The organism is Streptomyces sp., assembly GCF_019510245.1.
Taxonomy (GTDB): Bacteria; Actinomycetota; Actinomycetes; order Streptomycetales; family Streptomycetaceae; genus Streptomyces.
In genome coordinates, this window is the sequence record NZ_JAEKKT010000057.1 from 1 (window position 1) to 19,465 (window position 19,465).

Annotated in this window: 17 protein-coding genes and 1 pseudogene; 8 read left to right on the top strand and 10 right to left on the bottom strand. The window is 73.5% G+C overall.

The genetic code is table 11. The features are described from left to right. Window positions 1-66 precede the first annotated feature (66 nt). On the bottom strand, window positions 67-792 hold the full coding sequence (locus tag JF597_RS02670; RefSeq protein ID WP_293988150.1) for a GntR family transcriptional regulator: 726 nt from the start codon (window positions 790-792) through the stop codon (window positions 67-69). A gap of 205 nt (window positions 793-997) precedes the next feature. Between JF597_RS02670 and JF597_RS02675 the strand changes: the two genes are divergently transcribed. Together JF597_RS02675 and JF597_RS02680 are read left to right on the top strand one after the other, a co-directional pair. Beyond that, window positions 998-1,822 (top strand): (2Fe-2S)-binding protein, encoded by an 825-nt coding sequence (locus JF597_RS02675; protein WP_293988094.1) that lies wholly within the window; start codon window positions 998-1,000, stop codon window positions 1,820-1,822. 328 nt (window positions 1,823-2,150) lie between these two features. Next, entirely contained in the window at window positions 2,151-3,182 is a 1,032-nt protein-coding gene (locus JF597_RS02680) for a DUF2637 domain-containing protein (protein ID WP_293988096.1), read from the top strand. An 82-nt stretch (window positions 3,183-3,264) separates the two neighbouring features. On the opposite strand, the gene JF597_RS02685 is transcribed toward JF597_RS02680, so the two are convergent. The 3 genes from JF597_RS02685 to JF597_RS02695 form a co-directional block, all read right to left on the bottom strand. Then, entirely contained in the window at window positions 3,265-3,714 is a 450-nt protein-coding gene (locus JF597_RS02685) for an ATP-binding protein (protein ID WP_293988099.1), read from the bottom strand. 308 nt (window positions 3,715-4,022) lie between these two features. Beyond that, on the bottom strand, window positions 4,023-4,484 hold the full coding sequence (locus JF597_RS02690; RefSeq protein WP_293988102.1) for a hypothetical protein: 462 nt from the start codon (window positions 4,482-4,484) through the stop codon (window positions 4,023-4,025). A 144-nt stretch (window positions 4,485-4,628) separates the two neighbouring features. Continuing rightward, window positions 4,629-5,249: a hypothetical protein gene (locus JF597_RS02695; protein ID WP_293988105.1), complete on the bottom strand. Its 621-nt coding sequence runs from the start codon at window positions 5,247-5,249 to the stop codon at window positions 4,629-4,631. Between the two features lie 177 nt (window positions 5,250-5,426). On the opposite strand from JF597_RS02695, the gene JF597_RS02700 reads away from it, so the two are divergent. Beyond that, window positions 5,427-6,821 (top strand): helix-turn-helix transcriptional regulator, encoded by a 1,395-nt coding sequence (locus JF597_RS02700; RefSeq protein WP_293988108.1) that lies wholly within the window; start codon window positions 5,427-5,429, stop codon window positions 6,819-6,821. Window position 6,822: 1 nt separating this feature from the next. On the opposite strand, the gene JF597_RS02705 is transcribed toward JF597_RS02700, so the two are convergent. Both JF597_RS02705 and JF597_RS02710 read right to left on the bottom strand, forming a co-directional pair. Beyond that, window positions 6,823-8,565: a pyruvate dehydrogenase gene (locus JF597_RS02705; RefSeq protein WP_293988111.1), complete on the bottom strand. Its 1,743-nt coding sequence runs from the start codon at window positions 8,563-8,565 to the stop codon at window positions 6,823-6,825. 79 nt (window positions 8,566-8,644) lie between these two features. Then, on the bottom strand, window positions 8,645-10,075 hold the full coding sequence (locus JF597_RS02710) for a protein phosphatase 2C domain-containing protein (protein WP_293988114.1): 1,431 nt from the start codon (window positions 10,073-10,075) through the stop codon (window positions 8,645-8,647). A gap of 552 nt (window positions 10,076-10,627) precedes the next feature. Here JF597_RS02710 and JF597_RS02715 point away from each other — a divergent pair. Then, window positions 10,628-10,840 (top strand): annotated as a pseudogene (locus JF597_RS02715) (helix-turn-helix transcriptional regulator); the annotation flags it as partial. 55 nt (window positions 10,841-10,895) lie between these two features. Then, the gene (locus JF597_RS02720) at window positions 10,896-11,381 is read left to right on the top strand and encodes a DUF456 domain-containing protein (RefSeq protein ID WP_293988117.1); all 486 of its coding nucleotides are present in this window, start codon (window positions 10,896-10,898) and stop codon (window positions 11,379-11,381) included. A gap of 4 nt (window positions 11,382-11,385) precedes the next feature. Here the strand turns inward: JF597_RS02720 and JF597_RS02725 are convergent, their stop codons facing one another. From JF597_RS02725 to rsgA, 4 genes are all read right to left on the bottom strand, one after another. Next, window positions 11,386-12,567, bottom strand: coding sequence for an SGNH/GDSL hydrolase family protein (locus JF597_RS02725; protein WP_293988120.1), 1,182 nt, complete (start codon window positions 12,565-12,567; stop codon window positions 11,386-11,388). Between the two features lie 128 nt (window positions 12,568-12,695). Further along, window positions 12,696-13,202: a methylated-DNA--[protein]-cysteine S-methyltransferase gene (locus JF597_RS02730; RefSeq protein ID WP_293988123.1), complete on the bottom strand. Its 507-nt coding sequence runs from the start codon at window positions 13,200-13,202 to the stop codon at window positions 12,696-12,698. After that, the gene (locus JF597_RS02735) at window positions 13,202-14,614 is read right to left on the bottom strand and encodes a DNA-3-methyladenine glycosylase 2 family protein (RefSeq protein ID WP_293988153.1); all 1,413 of its coding nucleotides are present in this window, start codon (window positions 14,612-14,614) and stop codon (window positions 13,202-13,204) included. The genes JF597_RS02730 and JF597_RS02735 overlap by 1 nt, the downstream gene beginning before the upstream one ends. A gap of 139 nt (window positions 14,615-14,753) precedes the next feature. Next, complete coding sequence (gene rsgA, locus JF597_RS02740) at window positions 14,754-15,848, bottom strand: ribosome small subunit-dependent GTPase A (protein WP_293988126.1); 1,095 nt, start codon at window positions 15,846-15,848, stop codon at window positions 14,754-14,756. 349 nt (window positions 15,849-16,197) lie between these two features. On the opposite strand from rsgA, the gene JF597_RS02745 reads away from it, so the two are divergent. The 3 genes from JF597_RS02745 to JF597_RS02755 all read left to right on the top strand — a co-directional run. Beyond that, entirely contained in the window at window positions 16,198-17,517 is a 1,320-nt protein-coding gene (locus tag JF597_RS02745) for an acyltransferase (RefSeq protein WP_293988129.1), read from the top strand. 140 nt (window positions 17,518-17,657) lie between these two features. Then, on the top strand, window positions 17,658-17,861 hold the full coding sequence (locus JF597_RS02750; RefSeq protein WP_016578941.1) for a cold-shock protein: 204 nt from the start codon (window positions 17,658-17,660) through the stop codon (window positions 17,859-17,861). Between the two features lie 97 nt (window positions 17,862-17,958). Continuing rightward, window positions 17,959-19,465 (top strand): DEAD/DEAH box helicase (locus tag JF597_RS02755; protein ID WP_293988147.1); only part of this gene is annotated, 1,507 nt, incomplete at its 3' end.

Genomic DNA, 19,465 nt, shown 5'->3' on the forward strand with positions numbered 1-19,465 from the left:
CCCGCGTCGGCGAAATGCCCGGCCACCAGCTTCAGCCCGCGTCGGCGAAATGCCCGGCCACCAGCTTCAGCCCGCGTCGGCGAAATGCCCGGCCACCAGCGTCCGCACCGCGTCCAGCTCCCCCGAGATCAACGCCTCCAGCAACGCCGCGTGCTCCGCCGCGTCCGCCATCAGGTCGGCGCGCGCCCCGCGCAGCGGAACCGCCCGCCGGTGCAGGTCCTCCGCGATCTGCACCAGCTGCTCGTTGCCCGCGAGGCCCAGCACGGCCCGGTGGAACGCCCGGTCGGCCTCCGCGTACGTCGCCCGGCACCCCGTCGCCGCCGCCCGCACCGACTCCTCGGCCAGCGGCCGAAACGCGGCCCACCGCTCGGCCGGCACGCTGCGCGCCAGCCGCATCATGACCGGCACCTCGATCAGCGCCCGTATCTCGGCCAGTTCCGCGAGCTCGCGGGCGCCCCGCTCGACGACCCGGAACCCGCGGTTGGGCACGACCTCGACCGCGCCCTCCTGGGCGAGCTGCTGCATGGCCTCGCGCACCGGCGTCGCGGAGACCCCGAACCGCTCCCCCAGCGCCGGTGCCGAGTACACCTCGCCGGGCGCCAGCTCGCCGCCGACCAGGGCGGTACGCAGCGCGTCGAGGATCTGCCCGCGCACGGACGCCCGCTGCACGGCGGGCCGGGGCTGCGGGACCGGCCGCTCGCCGTGGGTGTGCTCACCCCGGGCGTCCGACGGACCGGCGGGGAAACCGGGCGCCTCCCGCGCCGACTTCCCGGACCGCGACTGCGCCGGCACCCTGGCCGTCTCGGCGGGAGCCGGGTGCGCGCGCTGGTTCACAGGTCCTCCTCCGGCTCGTCGGCACTTGGGTCATTAACGGCGGGTTGTTACTTGTCCGTCAAGCACCTTAGGCGCACAAGGCGCTGGTTCAAATTTCCGAACGAATGGGTAAGGTAAGGCTTACTTATCTGGCAGTCGGTCCGCATCCGATCGGTGGTAGCCCATGCCCTCCCCCGTCTCCGCCGCCTACGCGCGCCTCACCGAGGCCTGCCCGGATCTGGCGGTCACGGAGCTGGGACCGGGCGACCCGGCGCCCCGGGGCGGGGGCTGGATCGGCGCCGCCGAACTGGCGGCCGGCGGCCCCGGCCTGGACGCCTTCCTGGCCTGGGACGAGGACCAGATCCTGCGGGACGAGGGGAAGCCGGCCCGCCCCGACGTGGTCGCCACCTTCGGCCTGCACCGCTACGGCTGGGCCGCCTGCCTCCTGATCACCCTCCCCTGGTTCCTGGACCGCCGGGTCCCCCGCCTCCCCGCGACCGGGGTGTCGTACGACCGCACGGCGGGCCGGATGGCCGTACGCATCGCCTCCTTCGCCTGCCTGCCGGGCGACCCTGCGGCGACGCTGCCCGGTGCGGTCGTCGTGGCCGGCGAGGAGGCGCTGCGGGCCGAGGTGCGGGCGGCCGTCGCCGACCATCTGGAGCCGGTCCTGGGCGGCTTCGGGCCGCGGATGCGGCGGCGCGGGCGCGCGCTGTGGGGCATGGCGACGGACGAGGTCGTCGAGGGGCTCTGGTACGTCGCCGGACTGCTCGGGGACGAGACACGGGCCGTACGCGAACTCGAACAGCTGCTCCCGGGTGCGACCAGGCCGTACGTCGGCTCCGCCGCCTTCCGGGTGCTGTCCGGGCCGGCCGGTGAGCCGCTGCCGACCCGGGACCGGGCGAGCTGCTGCATGTACTACACGCTGCGCCCCGAGGACACCTGCGCCACCTGCCCGCGCACCTGCGACGACGAGCGGATCGCCAAACTCACGGCGGCCGCGGCGGCCTGAGTCCCCTTCAGGGCGCCCGCAGCACCCACCCCCGGGACACAGCACCCCCCGGCATCCACTAAGATCGCCGGTGGCAAGACCACCCCTGCGCGGACAGGAAATTCACAACTTCCCCACTTGCCGCAGGAACTTTCCGAGGAACCACCCGTATGGGTAGTCTTACTCGAACTCAACTCCCGCCCCTCATGCGGCAGTTCGAGCAGAATGCCGCCTGGGGCATCCCCTTGCACTTCCTTGGCGGCCTCTTGCCCCGAAACCCCCTGAGGGCCAGTGGGATTGGGCCACCATGGCGGGCGATACGCCCTATCCCAATGCAAGGGACCCCTAGATGAGACTGACCGACATATCGCTGAACTGGCTGCTTCCCGGCGCCGTACTGCTCCTGGGCATGCTGGTCGCGGTGGCGGTGCTGACGCGCTCCAAGCGGTCCGGCGGGGAGCACGCGAAGGACGACTCGTGGGAGCGCAGCGAGGAGCGGCGCCGGCGCAAGGAGGCCATCTACGCCACCGCCGCCTACGTGCTCCTGTTCTGCTGTGCGGCGGTGTCCGCCGCCCTCTCCTTCCACGGACTGGTCGGCTTCGGCCAGCAGAACCTCAACCTCTCCGGCGGCTGGGAGTACCTGGTGCCGTTCGGCCTCGACGGCGCCGCGATGTTCTGCTCCGTCCTCGCGGTGCGCGAGGCCAGCCACGGTGACGCGGCGCTCGGCTCCCGGATCCTCGTGTGGACGTTCGCGGGCGCGTCCGCCTGGTTCAACTGGGTGCACGCTCCCAGGGGCGGGGGCCACGCCGGCGCCCCGCAGTTCTTCGCCGGCATGTCGCTGTCCGCGGCCGTCCTCTTCGACCGCGCGCTGAAGCAGACCCGCAAGGCCGCCCTGCGTGAGCAGGGCCTGGTGCCGCGCCCGCTGCCGCAGATCCGCATCGTCCGCTGGCTGCGCGCTCCCCGCGAGACCTACAGGGCCTGGTCGCTGATGCTCCTCGAGGGTGTGCGCAGCCTGGACGAGGCGGTCGACGAGGTGCGCGAGGACAAGCGCCAGAAGGAGGCGAACCGGCTGCGCCGCCGCGAGCAGGACCGTCTGGAGCGGGCCCAGCTCAAGGCCATAAGCCGCGGCCACCGCGGCTTCGTCGGACGCACCGGCCGGCAGGACGAGGTGCACCAGGTCGAGCGCGCTCCTCAGCCCACTGCGGAGCCTGCCATAGCGCCGGAGCAGCTGCCCGTACGCCAGCGGCCCTCCCTTCAGCCCGTCCGCAAAGGGTCTGACCCGATCACCGTCGACCTGACCGCGGAGGACGACACAATGGCGCTGCCGCGCCTCGACTCCCTGGAGCGCAAGCTCAAGGACCTCGAGCAGCAGTTCGGCTGACCGACCGCTGCCGCACAGCACCTCGGGACGGGGGCGTGACCACGACGGTCACGCCCCCGTCCCGTTGGGTACGAGGCGCCGGCTAGGCGGCCTCCGCGTCCAGTTCGAACCACACCGACTTGCCGACCTCGTGTGCCTGGACGCCCCACGCGTCGGCGAAGGCGTCGACCAGCACCAGGCCCCGGCCGTGTGTGCCGTCGTCGGTGCCGGGGGCGCACATCCGCGGCTTGCGGGCCACGAAGTCCCTTACTTCCACCCGCAGTTGGCCCGGTGCCACGACGGCCGTCAGCACCGCCTCCCGGTCGGTGTGGACGAGCGCGTTGGTGACGAGTTCGCTGGTGAGCAGTTCCGCTATCTCGGAGCGGCCGGGCCGCCCCCAGTGCCGCAGCAGTTCCCGCAGTTCCCTGCGCGTCTCGGGCACCGCCCGCAGGTCCGACCGTCCCAGCCGGCGCCTGAGCTGCGACGGGTTGCCCCGTTCCGTCGTGTCAGTCTCTTCCCCCGCGGTCTTCGCCGAGGAGGCCCCGATGGCCACGGGACCGCCCCCTCGTGCCTGACTGTTCATGACCCCCGCCCGCACGCTGTTTGCCGGATCCCCTCCTGATCGAACACGTTCACGGGGATCCATGCCCGCTCGGGCACGGGCCAGTCATGTCACGCCGATGACGACCGGGTGTTCGGCCAAGTCCCGGGTCCGCCCCCGCGCGTACACCGCGGCCCGGACCGTCCCGTACGCGCCACCGGTGCCGTGGACCCGGCGCGAACCAGCCCCTCACACAACCCGCCGAGCTGATTCCCCCGGTCCACGGCGCCGGTGAACCTGGCCGAAACCTGTCCTTCCGGCTACTTGCTCCCGAGGCCCTTGGTGCCGATGTTGACGATCTTGTGGGTGTCCCGGGTCATGTCGACGACCACCTTCGTGGTGGTGTTGCGGCTCCAGTAGAGCGTGATGACGGCCTCCGTGTACTTCCTGGTGCCGTTCTCCGTGACCTTCCACTTGAGCGGGGTGTTCTGGGCCCGCAGCACCCCGTCCGCGTGCTCGCGGTTCTCCCAGGCCTTCAGCTTCTTCAGGTAGGTCGGGGCGATGTAGTACGCCCGCAGCGCGGTGGACAGATGGCCGCTGCCGTCCGGGTCGCTCTCCGCGTCGATGTAGGCGCCGTAGAAGTCGGCGATGCGGGTGATGTTGTCGGCCGGGCTGCCACTGACGGTGCGCGGTGCGCCGGCCGAGGCCTGGGCGGTGGCGCCGAGGCCGAGGGCCACGGCGAGGACGCCGGCGGTGAGGACGGCGCGGGTCTTGCTGCTCATGTCTGTTCCCCGTTTTCTCTGTCTTCGTGTCTTGGTGACTTCGTGTCTTGGTGACTTGGTGTCTTGGTGACTTGGAGTCCTGCGTCCGGGGCCGCCCTCCCCTCCCCCGAGGGAGAGGCCGGCCCCGGACCTGGTGACCGTGCGTCAGTGGAGCTTGCGCACGGCCGTGCTGGTGGTCTTCTTGAAGGCCTTCACGGGCGCGTCCACGAAGCCGCCGAGCTGCCCCCAGTCCACGACCGTGACGGTGCGCCCCTCCCGGCCGATGGAGATCAGCCGGATGTCACTGGTGCCCCAGGCGGTCACGGTGCGCAGGGCGTAGACATGGGCGCCGTCCCCGACCGGGAGGGTGCCGTGGTCCTGGAACGTGGCCCGCATCTGCGGGTCCGCCATCTCGATCCGGTCCGCGCAGGACACGATGTCCTCGTCGAGCTTCGCGAACCGGCCCTTCGCCAGGCGGACGCTGGGCAGCTCGGCGCTGACCTGACGGGCACTCGTGTCGAGGTCGGTCCGGAACTTCCGGTACCAGGAGTCCTGGCCGCCGCCGAGCCCGACGCCGATGCAGATGTCCTGCTTGACCTCCTCCGGAATGCCGGCGGTGACCTTGCCGGCCGTCCAGGACGTGCCGGCCCGCGGCGGCAGGTCGGCCGCCGTGAGGAAGCCGGGCGCCTTGGGTGCGGCCGCCGCCGGAGCGGCGAGCGCGGTACCGGCGACGAGTGCGGCGCCGGCGAGTGCGGTGAGCGCGCCTGCTCGGGTGCGCTTGGGCATGGGTGTTCCCCCGTGGGTCGGTGCATGGGTGTGGGCTGCCGCCGAAGCGGCCGGCTGGTCGGTCCGGCCCTGCTCGGTGCGACACCAAGAGCATCGGCCGTCACCGGCGCGGACCGCAACGACCGCCGCCCGTTTCCCCGCCCTGGAACCATCCCAGCCCCGTTGACGTGCAGGTATATGAGTGCCTGGGATGGCGAGGACCGGGGGAGGACGCCCGTGCGCGACGACGTCGAGGAGTTCGCTGCGCTGCTGCGGCAGTTGAAGGACCGTACGGACCGGAGCTACGGCTCCCTGGCCCGTCGGCTGAACATGAACACCTCCACCCTGCACCGCTACTGCGCGGGCGAGGCGGTACCACTGGACTTCGCCCCGGTGGAACGCCTGGCCGCGTTCTGCGGGGCGACACCGCAGGAGCGGCTCGAACTCCACGAGCGCTGGCTGCGCGCGGTGGCGGCACGCCAGCGACCGCGCGCCGTGGAGAGCGCGACGCCTGCGGAGAACGCGGAGAACGCGGAGACCCCGCGGAGCACCGGCCAGGCGGCCGACGCCCCGGCACCGGCCGGTGCCGGCGAACCGGCGGAGATCCCCGGGGCCGCCGCCGAACCCCTGGCGGAAGCGGCCCTCGTCGCCCGCCCCTGGTACCGACGGCGTCGCACGCTGGTCGCCTCGGCCGTGGCCACCGTCCTCCTGGCGACGCTGGGCACCCTGGCCGCCCTCCCCGGCGACCGGCAGGCCGGGGGCAGCGCGGCCCGGGACCCGGCCTCCTCCGCCACGACCGCCGCCGGTGACGCCGAGCGCCACGGCAGCGGCGCCACCGGACCGGGGCCGAACTCCGCCTCCGCGACCCCGTCGTCCCCGCCCTCTTCCTCGTCCGCGTCCGCGGCGGGCGGTGCCAGGACCTCCTCCCCCTCCGGCAGCACGCCCGGCACCCCGGTTTCGACCGCCGTTCCCCTCACCTGGACCGCGAACTCGCAGCTGTGGGAGCTGGGCTGCGACCACGACTACGTCATCGACAAGCAGCCGGCCCAGGTCCCGCCGCCGCCCGCCCCGCAGGACGCCGGCACCTGGGCGGCCACCCAGGGCGCGATCCACGGCGGCGACACCATCGTGGACGTGTCCGTGCAGGGCCGTTCGTCCACCGCCGTCGTCCTGGAGGCCCTGCGGGTGCGCGTCGTCGGCCGTACGGCTCCCGCGCCCGGCATCGCCTACTCCATGGCGGACGGCTGCGGCGGCGGGCTCACCCCGCGCTACTTCGACGTGAACCTGGACAAGGACCGCCCCATCGCCCGCCCGGTGGCCGGTGAGGGCCCCGACGGGCAGACCGTCTCCACCATGCACCTGCCCTACCGGGTCTCCGCCACGGACCCCGAGGTGCTGCGCGTCAAGGCGAGCACCGCGGGCTGCGACTGCCGCTGGTACCTCGAACTCGACTGGTCGTCACAGGGCCGCAGCGGCACGGTCCGGATCGACGACCACGGCCGGCCGTTCCGCACCAGCTCCATCAAGGGCCTGCCGCACTACTGGTACGGCTTCGTCGACGGCGTCCGCCAGTGGGTGCCGACCGAAGGCTGAGCTACGGCCGCGGCACGTTGCGCAGGTTGGAGCGGGCCATCTGCACCATCCGGCCGACACCGCCGTCGAGGACCATCTTGGACGCGGAGAGCGCGAAGCCGGTGACCATCTCCGCCTTGATCTTCGGCGGGATGGACAGCGCGTTGGGGTCGGTGACCACGTCGACCAGGGCCGGTCCCTTGTGCTTGAAGGCGGCCTTCAGCGCGCCCGCGAGCTGCTTGGGCTTCTCGACCCGCACCCCGTAGGCACCGCAGGCCAGCGCCACGGCGGCGAAGTCGGGGTTGGTGTTGGCGGTGCCGTACGCGGGCAGCCCTCCGACCAGCATCTCCAACTCGACCATGCTCAGCGCCGAGTTGTTGAACAGGACCACCTTCACCGGCAGGTCGTACTGGACGAGGGTCAGGAAGTCGCCCATCAGCATGGCGAATCCGCCGTCCCCGGACATCGACACGACCTGCCGCCGCCGGTCGGTGAACTGGGCGCCGATGGCCATCGGCAGCGCGTTGGCCATCGAGCCGTGCGAGAACGAACCGATCACCCGGCGGCGGCCGTTGGGCGAGATGTAGCGGGCCGCCCACACGTTGCACATGCCGGTGTCGACGGTGAACACGGCGTCGTCGTCGGCGAGTTCGTCGAGGACCGAGGCCACGTACTCCGGGTGGATCGGGACGTGCTTCTCGACCTTCCTCGTGTACGCCTTCACCACCCCCTCCAGCGCGTCCGCGTGTTTCTTCAGCATCCGGTCGAGGAACCGCCGGTTCTCCTTCGCGCGCACCCGGGGCACCAGGCAGCGCAGGGTCTCGCGCACGTCGCCCCACACCGCGAGGTCCAGGCGGGAGCGGCGGCCCAGCACCTCGGGGCGGACGTCGACCTGGACGATCTGCACGTCGTCGGGGAGGAAGGCGTTGTACGGGAAGTCGGTGCCGAGCAGGATCAGCAGGTCGCACTCGTGGGTGGCCTCGTAGGCGGCACCGTAGCCGAGCAGCCCGCTCATGCCGACGTCGTACGGGTTGTCGTACTGGATCCACTCCTTGCCGCGCAGGGCGTGGCCGACCGGGGACTTGACCTTCTCCGCCAGCTCCATGACCTCCGCGTGGGCGCCCGCCGTGCCGCTGCCGCAGAACAGGGTCACCTTGTCCGCCGCGTCGATCATCGCGACCAGCTTGTCCAGTTCGGCGTCGCCGGGACGGACGGTGGGCCGGGAGGTGACGATGGCCGCCGAGGCGGACTGCTCCGGGGCGGGCCGGTCGGCGATGTCACCGGGCAGGCTCACCACGCTCACCCCGCTGCGGCCGACCGCGTGCTGGATGGCGGTCTGCAGCAGCCGGGGCATCTGCTGCGGGCTGGAGATCAGTTCGCTGTAGTGGCTGCACTCCTGGAAGAGCCGGTCGGGGTGGGTCTCCTGGAAGTAGCCGAGGCCGATCTCGCTGGAGGGGATGTGCGAGGCGAGGGCGAGGACGGGGGCCATCGAGCGGTGGGCGTCGTACAGGCCGTTGATGAGGTGCAGGTTGCCCGGGCCGCAGGAGCCGGCGCAGGCCGCCAGCGTGCCGGTGATCTGGGCCTCGGCGCCGGCCGCGAAGGCGGCGGTCTCCTCGTGGCGGACGTGGATCCAGTCGATGGCGGAGTTGCGGCGGACGGCGTCGACGACCGGGTTGAGGCTGTCGCCGACCACGCCGTAGAGGCGGCGTACTCCGGCGCGGACGAGGATGTCGACGAACTGTTCGGCGACGTTCTGCTTGGCCATGGCGGTCGGGCACCCTTCGGCTGCGCGGATCTCCGGCTTCCCCCCGCGATGCCCTTCCATGTATCCACACAGGACGCGCTCACGCCTCCCAGACGGCCGCCGCCGTGCGGTCGTCGGCGTACCCCTTGACCCGGACCTGGGCGTCCGCGAGGAACGCGGCGAGGCCCGGCGGGGTGCGGCCGGACCAGCGTCGGGCCAGGTAGGCGCAGAGTGCGGGCTCGCCGCGCAGCGGATCGGCGAGGCCGCCCGTGCACATCACGAGGGCGTCACCCGGGCGGGCTACCGAGGCCCGGAACAGGAACGGGTCGCGGGGCGGCTCGGGGGCCGGTTCGTAGGGGCTCGGCGGGGTCGGGATGCCGAGGTCCATGGTGAGCCGGTCGCCGGCCGGGGTCTCGGCGGGCAGCGAGCCGAAGCCGAGCACGGGTTCACCGGGGGTGTCCGTGTCGACGCGCGGTTCGATGTCCTGCCACTCGCCGCCCCGCAGCCGGAACAGGCCGCCCTCGCCGACCCCGAAGAAGACGCGGGTACGGCACTGGGAGTGGGCGGGGAGCAGGAGGCAGCGCAGGCTGGCGGCGTACTCCTCGGGGGCGATGCCCTGTTGGGCGGCGCTGGCGCGGAGCTTGCCGAGGCTGCGGTCGGTGAGCCGGTGCAGTCCGGACTTGAGGTCGCCGCGCCGGGCGGCCTGGATGTCCTCGGTGAGCCGCTGGTGGCTGCGGCCCACGGCCCGGGCGATCCACTCGCACAGCTCGGCGGCGGCCCGGTGCGCGCCGGGGGTGGCCCGGGCGCCGGTGGCCATCGCGACCAGGACCAGGGCCTGTTCGCCGGCCCCGAAGCGGGCGGTGAGCAGTGCGTCGCGGCGCGGTTCGCCCCGGTACCGGGCGGAGTCGCCGCGCTGCGAGACGGCCCGCAGGGTGCAGGCGCCGTACCGGGCGCCCTCCAGGACGGTGTCGGCGACCAGGTCGTCGAGTTCGTCGGGGTCGGCGGCGGGCAGGGCGGTGGGCTCGGCGTCGTAGGTGGGCGGTCCGGAGCCGACGTAGTCGACGGAGGAGGCCGAGGCGGCGGCCGGGACGGCCAGGGCGGACGATGCCTCCGGGAAACCTGGGGACTCCGGGAACTCCGGGGACCCGGGCAACTCCGGGGCGGCATACGAGGGCGGGCCGGTCGGGTCGAGCCGGGTGGCGGGGTGGAGGTCCGCCGGGTCGTCGTCCGCCTCCAGCGGCTCCTGGTCCTCCTCGTCCCACGGCCAGGGCTTCGCCGCGGCCCTGACGTCCTCGGCCGGGGCGGCGGGGACGGCGGGCGTCCGCTGGGCCGGCACGGTCGGCGGTGGCGGCTCGTCGCCCGGTTCCGCGGTGACGCCCCGCCGTCCCCCCACCGTCTTCTTCGCCGAGGCGAAGCGGTCGTCCAGGGAATCGGGTGCGGCCGTGGGTCCGGTGTCCTCGGTGGAGTCGTCGTACAACTGCCCCCACCAGTCGTCCTCATGACGGGCGGGCCTACCCCCTGGCTGGCTCATGCCCCTAATTGTCCACCGCGGGGGCCGGATGAAAACGGGGCATCAGGAAAATCCCGCACGCGACCCCGTCTCGAACGGCGTGACGAGGGACCTCCTGGACACCCGTACGAGGAAAGGGAATCGGCGACACGCACGGGACGGACGGCGTGGACGACACGGACGAGGCGCGACCGGCAGGGGGTGACAAGAGGCGACCGGAGTGCCGGGGGTGCCGGGGCTGACACGTGTGAGTCGCCGGGTGGTCCCACCCCCCACGGGAGAACCACCCGGCGACACCGGAGTGACCGGCCCCAGATCCCCTACGCGTACGCGCGTCATGGGGCCGGTCACCGTTCGCACCGCCGAACGCCGCACCGCCGGCCGGAAGGCCAGATTCTGACGGGTCTTCCTGGTGGTCAGCTGTGGACGGCGCGTCGGTTTCCCGTGCGAAGGTGCTGCGGTGACGTGATCTTGGCAGAGTGACCCGAGGTACGGCGATGATGTGCCGCGGCGGGTTTGCGCCGTGGCCGGGTCCCGCCAGGCCACCGGGGTTCGAGGGAGGGACGCGGGTCGATGCCGGCAGCGCTGGGGCTGGGCGAACAGGACGAGTCGGCCTACCGGGCACTGGTGCCCGCGGGCGCCGCCGACCTGCCCGGCCCGGCACGGCGTCCGGCGCTCGCGGAACCGGACACCGAGCGCGCGCTGCGCCGACTGGAGCGGCACGGACTGGCGGCACGGTCCCATGGCCGCCCGGACCGCCGGGTGGCGGCACCGCCCGGGGTCGCGCGGCGCCCTGCTCAACTGACCTGCGCGTCCTGTCGCCGTCCGGCACTCTGGGCAGATGGGAGCAGGGGAACTCCTGCTGGTCGGGCTGGTGCTGGTGCTCGGCCTGTGCGGGGTGCTGGTGCCCGGGGTGCCGGGGACGGGACTGGTGTGGGCCGCGGTGCTGTGGTGGGCGCTGTACGACCCGCGCCCGGTGGCCTGGACGGTCCTGGTCGGGGCGACCCTGGTGCTGCTGGTGGCGCTGGTGGTCCGCTGGGCCCTGCCCCCGCGGCGGCTCCGGGCGAGCGGTGCCACCCCTCGGATGGCCGTGTACGCCGGAGCGGGCGCCGTCCTCGGCTTCGTCCTGCTCCCCGTCCTCGGCGCGATCCCCGGTTTCATGGCCGGGATCTACCTGCACGAACGGCTCCGTCTCGGCCGCCGTGCCGAGGCGCGGGCCGCCCTGCGCACCGCGATGAGCGCGGGCGGCTCGAGTGTCCTGGCCGAGCTGCTCGGCTGCCTGCTCGTCGCGGCCGGCTGGCTGACCGCGGTGATCTGGGCCGGCTGAGGAGTCAGAGCAGGTCGGCGAGCGGGACGGCGTCGGCCAGGGCGCGCGTGCCGGTGTCGTTGAAGTGCAGGTGGTCGCCGGGGTCGTAGGCGGGCAGGATGCGGCCGGGCTGCTGCGGATCCCGTACGACGGCGTCGAAGTCGACGTACGCGTCGAAGACGTGTCCGGTGCGGATCAGCGCGTTCACCCGCTGCCGTACGGCCTCGCGGGCGGCGGTGTACGCGCTGTACCCCTCGTACGGGGTGAGGGTCGCGCCCACCACGCGGATCCCCCGCTCGTGGGCGCGGGCCACGACGGTCCGGTAGGCCTGTACGAGCTCGGCGGGGTCCGTGGTCTCCGGGGTGCCCTTGATGTCGTTGATGCCTTCGAGGACGACCAGGGTCCGGACCCCACTGCGGTCGAGCCCGTCGGCGTCCAGGCGCCTGAGGGCCGCCGGTCCCCCGGTGCCGTCGAGGAGCAGCCGGTTGCCGGAGACACCGGCGTTGAGGACGCCGACCCGGAAGGACCGCAGCCGCTCCGCGAGGCGGTCGGGCCAGCGGTGGTTGGCGTCCATGCTGGTGCCGTTGCCGTCGGTGAGGGAGTCGCCGAGGGCGACCACGGTGCCGCGGGTCACGGCCTGCACGTCGACGCCGGTGACGTAGTACCAGTGGCCGGTGGTGCGGGTGTAGGCGCCGCCGTCCTCGTCGTCGGCCCGCCCGGTGCCGTCCTCGGCGAGGTAGCTGGTCTGGAGGGCGACCCGGTGGTAGGTGGCGGGCCCGGAGTCGCCCGGGGTCTCGACGCTGACCAGCAGGTCGGCGGCGGCCGGGACGGCGAGCGGCACCGGGTCGCTGACCAGGTCCTGCCCGGCGGGTACGACGGCGGTGCCGGCGCCCGCGAAGGTGGCGGCGCGCATCGAGCCGGGTACGGCGGCCGGGCCGTAGCCCTGCCGCAGGGCGACGGTGACGGCCCCGAGGCGGAGCGGGGCGCTGCCCAGCCGGTTGCTGACCCGCACCCGCACCTCGCTGCCGCCGACGCTCAGGTGAACGACGTTGCGGTACGCGGCGCCGGGCAACGCCGGTTCGGTACCGGAGGGCGCGGCCTCCCAGCTCCCCGCCCAGAGCGCGGGCTCCGGGTCGGCACCGGCCCGCCCGCTCACCCCCATCACCGTCAGCAACGCCACCAGGAGCACGCGCCCGACCTTGCCCATCCCCACCTGCCCTTCCGAGGCCTACTGGAGGGGAAGGTGACATACGGGTGGTGCCCTGACCAGCGACTCGACCACGAGACCACCCGGGTGGCGGAGCGCCGGGAGGGGCGGTGACGGTTGTTCTGCGACTACGGGCGAGGCGCTGCTCGGCCCACCGCTCCCTCCAGCGTCAGCAACCGCACCTTCCGGTCGACTCCCCCCGCGTACCCGGTCATCGTCCCGTCCGCCCCGATCACCCGATGGCAAGGCCGCACGATCAGCAGCGGGTTGGCGCCGATCGCCCCGCCGACCGCCCGGACCGCCATCCGGGACGCCCCGATCCGCGCGGCGATCTCGCCGTACGTGGTCGTCACCCCGTAGGGAACGCTGTCGAGCGCGGTCCACACGCGCTCCCGGAACTCCGTCCCCTGCGCGCTCAACTCCAACCGGAACTCGGTGAGTTCACCGGCGAAGTAGGCGGCGAGCTGCTCCTCGGCGGCCCGGAACGGACCGGGATCGGACAGCCACCCCGTCCCGACGCTCCGGCCGCCCTTCTGCCCGGGGACGGACAGGGAGGTCAGTGCCCCGGTGACATCGGCGGTGAGCAGCAACTCCCCGACCGGCGAAGCGAGCCGTGTCCAGTACGTGACGTCCATCAGGTCCTCGGTTCTCCTTCGACCAGCAGATGCCGGACTGCGTACGACCGCCAGGGCCGCCACTCGTCCGGTACGTCGAGCCCGGGCGGACCGGGCAGCGCCACGTCGGGGTCGGCGAGGGCGCGGACGCGGACGGTGGCGACGGTCGCCGGGTCCATCCCGGGCAGGGCCCGCAGCGCCGCCTCCGCCTCGTCCCGGTCGGCGCCCGGGTCCAGCCGCAGCGTCCCGTCGGCGAGCGCCGCGGCGAGCGCGCCGAGGCTGCCGCCGGGTTCCGCTGCCGCGAGCACCGCGGGCTCGGGGAAGAGGCGGGTGGGTCCGCCGCACGGGGCGTCCAGCGCCTTGCCGTACCGCCGTACCAGCCGCTCGGCGCCCGCGGTGCCGACGAGGGCCCGCACGGCGGCCTCGGCCGGGTCCGCGGCGCCGGGCGAGCGCAGCCCCGGCCGGGCGGCGACCAGCGGAGCGAGCCGCGGGTCCTCGGCGAGCCGCTCGTCGACGGCGTACGGGTCGGCGTCGAGGTCGAACAGCCGGCGCAGCCGCTGTACGGCGGTGGTCAGGTCGCGCGGGTCGGTGAGGCGCAGCCGCGCTTCGAGCCAGCCGCCGGGGTGGGCGCCGAGGCCCGTTCCGGTCGCACGGGTCGTGCCGGTCCGCTCCTCGACGGCGACGGCGGCATGGCCGTACGGCAGCCGCAGGGTACGGCGGTAGGTACGCGTGCCGGGGGTGCCGGTGACCTCCTCCACGCCGGGCACCGCCTCGCGCTCCAGCAGGTCGAAGACGGGGCCGGCCTGGTACGGGCCGCGGTGGGCGAGCCGCAGCGGGATCCCGGCGGCCGGGGAGCCGCGCCGTGCGCCCCGGCCGCCCGGCGCGGCCTCGCGCAGCCCGCTCGGGGTGGTGGCGTACACGGCGCGGACGGTGTCGTTGAACTGCCGGACGCTGGCGAAGCCGCTCGCGAACGCGATCTCCGTGATCGGCAGTCCGGTGGTCTGGAGCAGCGTGCGCGCGGTGTGCGCCCGCTGGGCCCGGGCGAGGGCGACGGGGCCGGCGCCCAGTTCGGCGGTGAGCTGCCGCTGCACCTGGCGTGCGCTGTAGCCGAGCCGGTCGGCGAGCCCGGCGACGCCCTCGCGGTCCACCACGCCGTCGCCGATCAGCCGTACGGCGCGGCCGACGACGTCGGCACGGACGTTCCACTCGGCGGAACCGGGGACCGCGTCCGGGCGGCACCGGCGGCAGGCCCGGAACCCGGAGCCCTGCGCGGCGGCCGCGGTGGGGAAGAAGCGCACGTTGCGCCGCTTCGGGGTGACGGCGGGGCAGCTGGGCCGGCAGTAGATGCCGGTGGTCCGGACGGCGAAGAAGAACGCGCCGTCGAACCGGGCGTCCCGGCTGCGGACCGCCTCGTACCTGGTGTCCTCGTCCATCACGTCTTCAAGTGTGGGTGATGGCGGAGGGTGGGGCTGGCGGGATTCGGACGTGGTGCCCCACCGGCGGGGACGCGCTCCGGGACGGGCGTGGGGAACCGGGCTCGCGGCCGGCCCCCACGGTCCCGCGGTCAGTCCCCTACCGCCACCGCCCCCGCTTCGCCTCCATCGCCGCCTTCCCCTCCGCGCCCCGCTTCTTCCAGTCCTTCTTCATCTCGGCCCGGAGCCGCGCGTCGGTCTTCGCGACGATCCACTGGTTCTCCCGCGTCAGCTTGCGGTAGCTCTCCAGCCTGCGTACGGGCAGTTCCCCGGCCTCCACCGCGGAGCGCACCGCGCATCCCGGCTCGCTCTCGTGTCCGCAGTCGGAGAACCGGCAGCCCTCCGCCAGTTCCTCGATCTCGGCGAACACCTGCCCGACGCCGGTCTCGGCGTCGTACAGCCCCACGCCGCGCAGTCCGGGCGTGTCGATCAGCACGCCCCCGCCGGGGAGCGCGAGGAGGTTGCGGGTGGTGGTGGTGTGGCGGCCCTTGCCGTCGACGTCCCGGGCGGCCCGGACGTCCATCACGTCCTCGCCGAGGAGCGCGTTGGCGAGGGTGGACTTGCCGGCGCCGGACTGGCCGAGCAGCACCGACGTGCCGGAGCCGACGAGGGCGACCAGCACGTCCAGACCGTCGCCCGCGTGCGCGCTGACCGTCAGCACCGGCACGCCCGGGGCCGTCGTCTCCACGTCCTGGACGAGGTGCGCGAGGGTCGCCGGGTCCGGGACCAGGTCGGCCTTGGTGAGGACCACGACCGGCTGCGCCCCGGACTCCCAGGCCAGCGCCAGGAACCGTTCGACGCGGCCGAGGTCGAGCTCGACGGCGAGGGAGACCGCGACGACGGCGTGGTCGACGTTGGCGGCGAGGATCTGGCCCTCGGACCGCTTGGAGGAGGTGGAGCGCACGAAGGCGGTGCGGCGCGGCAGGCACGCGCGTACGTAACGGGGGTTGCCGCCGGGTTCCACGGCGACCCAGTCGCCGGTGCACACGACGCGCATCGGATCGTGCGGGGTGACGAACGCGGTGTCGGCGCGCAGCGGCCCGCCGGCGGTGACGACGTCGCACTGCCCGCGGTCGACCCGGACGACCCGTCCGGCGAGCAGTCCTTCGGCGTCGTGGGGGGCGAACTCCTTCGCCCAGGTCTCGTCCCAGCCGTAGGGAGCGAGCGCGGAGAAAACAGCAGAGCTGGAAGTCAAGGGTGACCCTTCACAGGGCGGCCCCGGGGAAGCCGAGAGGTCAGCCGGTGGCCGCGGAGGTGGAATGGATGAACTTCTGGTCGCGGGCAGCGCACATCGCAACGACAGCCATCGGTCAACACCTCCCCAACCAAGCCGAGTCGGCCACGGCAGCCCTCTGCCACCGCTGAACTGAACCGACCCTAGAAGGTACGTGCACCGCGCCGCCACCGAATTACGGCGCGGCGTCGGAGGGTCCCCTCCGCGACCGGCTCCGGGGCCGCGCGGACGGTGTCGTACCGGGCACGGTTGGATTGCGGCCAGGGCTTTCCGCCACGACCGGCGACGGGTCCCCGGGATCATGACGGCCATGAGCAGAGACCGGTACGTCGACTTCCTGCGCGCGTGGGCGATCGTGCTCGTCGTGCTCGGCCACTGGCTGATCACCGCCCTGGTCCGGGAGCCCGACGGGCGGATCATCGCCCCGGAGCTGCTGGCGGCCGTGCCCCGGACCCAATGGCTGACCCTCGGGTTCCAGATCATGCCGCTGTTCTTCCTCGCCGGGGGCCATGCCGGGGGCGGTTCCTGGGCGCGGGCCCGGGCGGCCGGCGGTACACCCGCGGGGTGGCTGGGGCGGCGGGCGCTGCGGCTGCTGCTGCCGGTGGCCGTCTACAGCGGTGCGGTGCTGCTCGCCGTCGGCATCTGCTCGGCGGTCGGCGTCGACGCGGACACGCTGGCGCTGGTCGGATGGGCGATGGCGATGCAGTTCTGGTTCCTGCCGGTGTATCTGCTGCTCAGTGCCCTGACACCGGCGCTGTACGCGGCGCACCTGCGGTGGGGAGCGGGCGTTGCGCCGGTACTGGGGGCGGTCGCCCTGGTGGCCGACGCCCTCGTGGTGAGCGTGCACGCGCCCTACGTCGGACTGCTGAACTACGTGCTGGTGTGGGGTGTCGCCTATCAGCTGGGCTTCTGCTGGCGGGACGGTCTGCTGACCGGCCGTCGGCTCGTGCCGCTCGGGATGGCGGCGGGCGGCGGGCTGGCCTTCGCGGCGCTGGTGGCCCTCGGGCCGTTCCCGGTCAGCCTGATCCTGGTGACCGGGCAGAGTCCCAGCAACACGAATCCGCCGTCCGCCGCGATGCTGGCGTGGGTGGTCGCCCAGGTCGGCGTGAGCCTTCTCGCCGCGCCGCCGCTGCGGCGGCTGCTGGACCGCGAGCGGGTGTGGCGGGTGGTCCGCCCCGTGGGCGCGGCCAGCATGACGCTGTATCTGTGGCACATGCTGCCGGTGCTGATCGCCGCCGCCGCGTTCTACCTGACCGGCCTCGCGCCCGAGCCGGCACTCGGGTCGGCGGCGTGGTGGGGGCTGCGCGTGCCCTGGCTGCTGGTGCTCGGCGCCGTCCTGGCCTGCGTCGTGTCCGCACTGCGGCCGCTGGAACGCGGGCTGGGCGTGCTCTACGGGCGGACGGTGCCCGACGCCGGCCTGCGCCGTGCGTGGCCGCTGTGGGCCGGGCTGGCCCTGGACGTCACCGCCCTGGGCCGCTTCGCGGTGCGGGGCTTCGCGCCGGACGGCCGGTTCCCCGTCCTGCCTGCCGCGGGGCTGGCGCTGGGCACGGTGCTGGTGATGCTGCCCCGGTGGACCGCCGCGGAGCGCCTCGGACAGCCCGAGGCCGCGCGGGCTCCGGACCGGGTCTGAGGCTGTGCTACGGTTGTGGCGTTGCAGTTGTGGTACCCATGAACCTATGTGCGCCTGACGGGAATGTTTCTCCTGCAGGCGCATTAGTTGTTTTACCGGCATCTCCGGATGGGGCCTCTGCCTACAGATCGGAGAAGGTCATGGCACAGGGAACCGTGAAGTGGTTCAACGCCGAAAAGGGTTTCGGCTTCATCCAGCAGGACGGCGGCGGCCCGGACGTGTTCGCCCACTACTCGAACATCCAGTCCCAGGGCTTCCGTGAGCTCCAGGAGGGCCAGCGGGTCTCCTTCGACGTCACGCAGGGCCAGAAGGGCCCGCAGGCGGAGAACATCGTCCCCGCCTGATCGCCGGACGCGTGGTCCACGCGTCGTCCACTCGCCGGGGTCCGTATCGTCAAGGTGCGGACCCCGGTTTGTGCTGTCCAGGAAGGCAGACTGCCGCATGTCCCGCAGGCCCCAGAAGCCGAACAGGCGCACCCCGTCGTCCACGTCCTCCGCGGCGTCCCCGCCGTCCGCGGCGTCGGCGCGTGAGTTCCGGCTGCCGGAGAACACGACACCCGGGCTTCCCGCCGTCGCGGACTTCGCCGCCCTGGACATGCCCGCGGCGCTGCTGAAGACCCTGACCGCGCAGGGCGTGACCACCCCTTTCCCCATCCAGGCCGCGACGCTGCCCAACTCGCTCGCCGGCCGTGACCTGCTGGGACGGGGACGCACCGGCTCCGGCAAGACCCTCGCGTTCGGGCTGGCGCTCCTCGCCCGTACGGCGGGACTGCGCGCGCGGCCCACGGCGCCCCTCGCGCTCGTGCTGGTGCCCACCCGTGAGCTCGCCCAGCAGGTGACGGACGCGCTGACCCCCTACGCGACGGCGGTGAACCTCCGGGTGGCCACGGTGGTCGGCGGACTGTCGATCACCAAGCAGGCCGCCACCCTCCGGCGCGGCGCCGAGGTGGTCGTCGCGAGTCCGGGCCGGCTCAACGACCTCGTGGAACGCGGGAACTGCGTACTCGGCGACGTCCGCATCACGGTGCTGGACGAGGCCGACCAGATGACCGACATGGGCTTCCTGCCGCAGATCACCAAGCTGATCCAGCAGGTACGGCCCGACGGACAGCGGCTGCTCTTCTCGGCCACCCTGGACCGCAACATCGACCGGCTGGTGCAGCGGTTCCTGACCGACCCCGTGGTGCACTCCGTGGACCCGTCCGCGGGGGCGGTCACCACCATGGAGCACCACGTGCTGCACGTCCAGGACGAGACCGACAAGAAGGCCGTCACCACGCGCATCGCGGCCCGCGACGGCCGGGTCATCCTCTTCCTCGACACCAAGAGATCCGCCGACCGGCTCGCCAAGCGCCTCCTGGCCGTCGGCGTCCGCGCGGCGGCGCTGCACGGCGGCCGCTCCCAGCCGCAGCGCAACCGCACGCTGGAACAGTTCAAGAACGGCCAGGTCACCGCCCTGGTGGCGACGAACGTCGCGGCCCGGGGCATACACATCGACGACCTCGACCTCGTCGTGAACGTCGATCCTCCGAGCGACCACAAGGACTACGTCCACCGGGGCGGCCGTACGGCGCGCGCCGGGGGCTCCGGCAGCGTGGTCACGCTGGTCCTGCCCGAGCAGAAGCGAGACGTCACCCGGCTCATGTCGGACGCGGGCATCCGCCCCCGGTCGGCCCGTATCACGTCGAGCGACACGGAACTGGCCACGATCACCGGCGCCCGCGAGCCCTCCGGCGTGCCCGTCGTCATCGAGATCCCCCAGCCGGCGGCGCCGCCGGAGCAGAGCGGCCCCAGGCCCGGCAGCCGGTCCGGCCGGCGCCGCCGGGGCGGCGGCGGAACGCCGACGAGTACGGCCACCACGACATCCCGCGGCGCGGGCCGCCGGGCCGCGGGGGATGCCGCCGGAACGGGTGGCCGCGGTACCGACCGCAGAGCCGCATCGAGTGGGG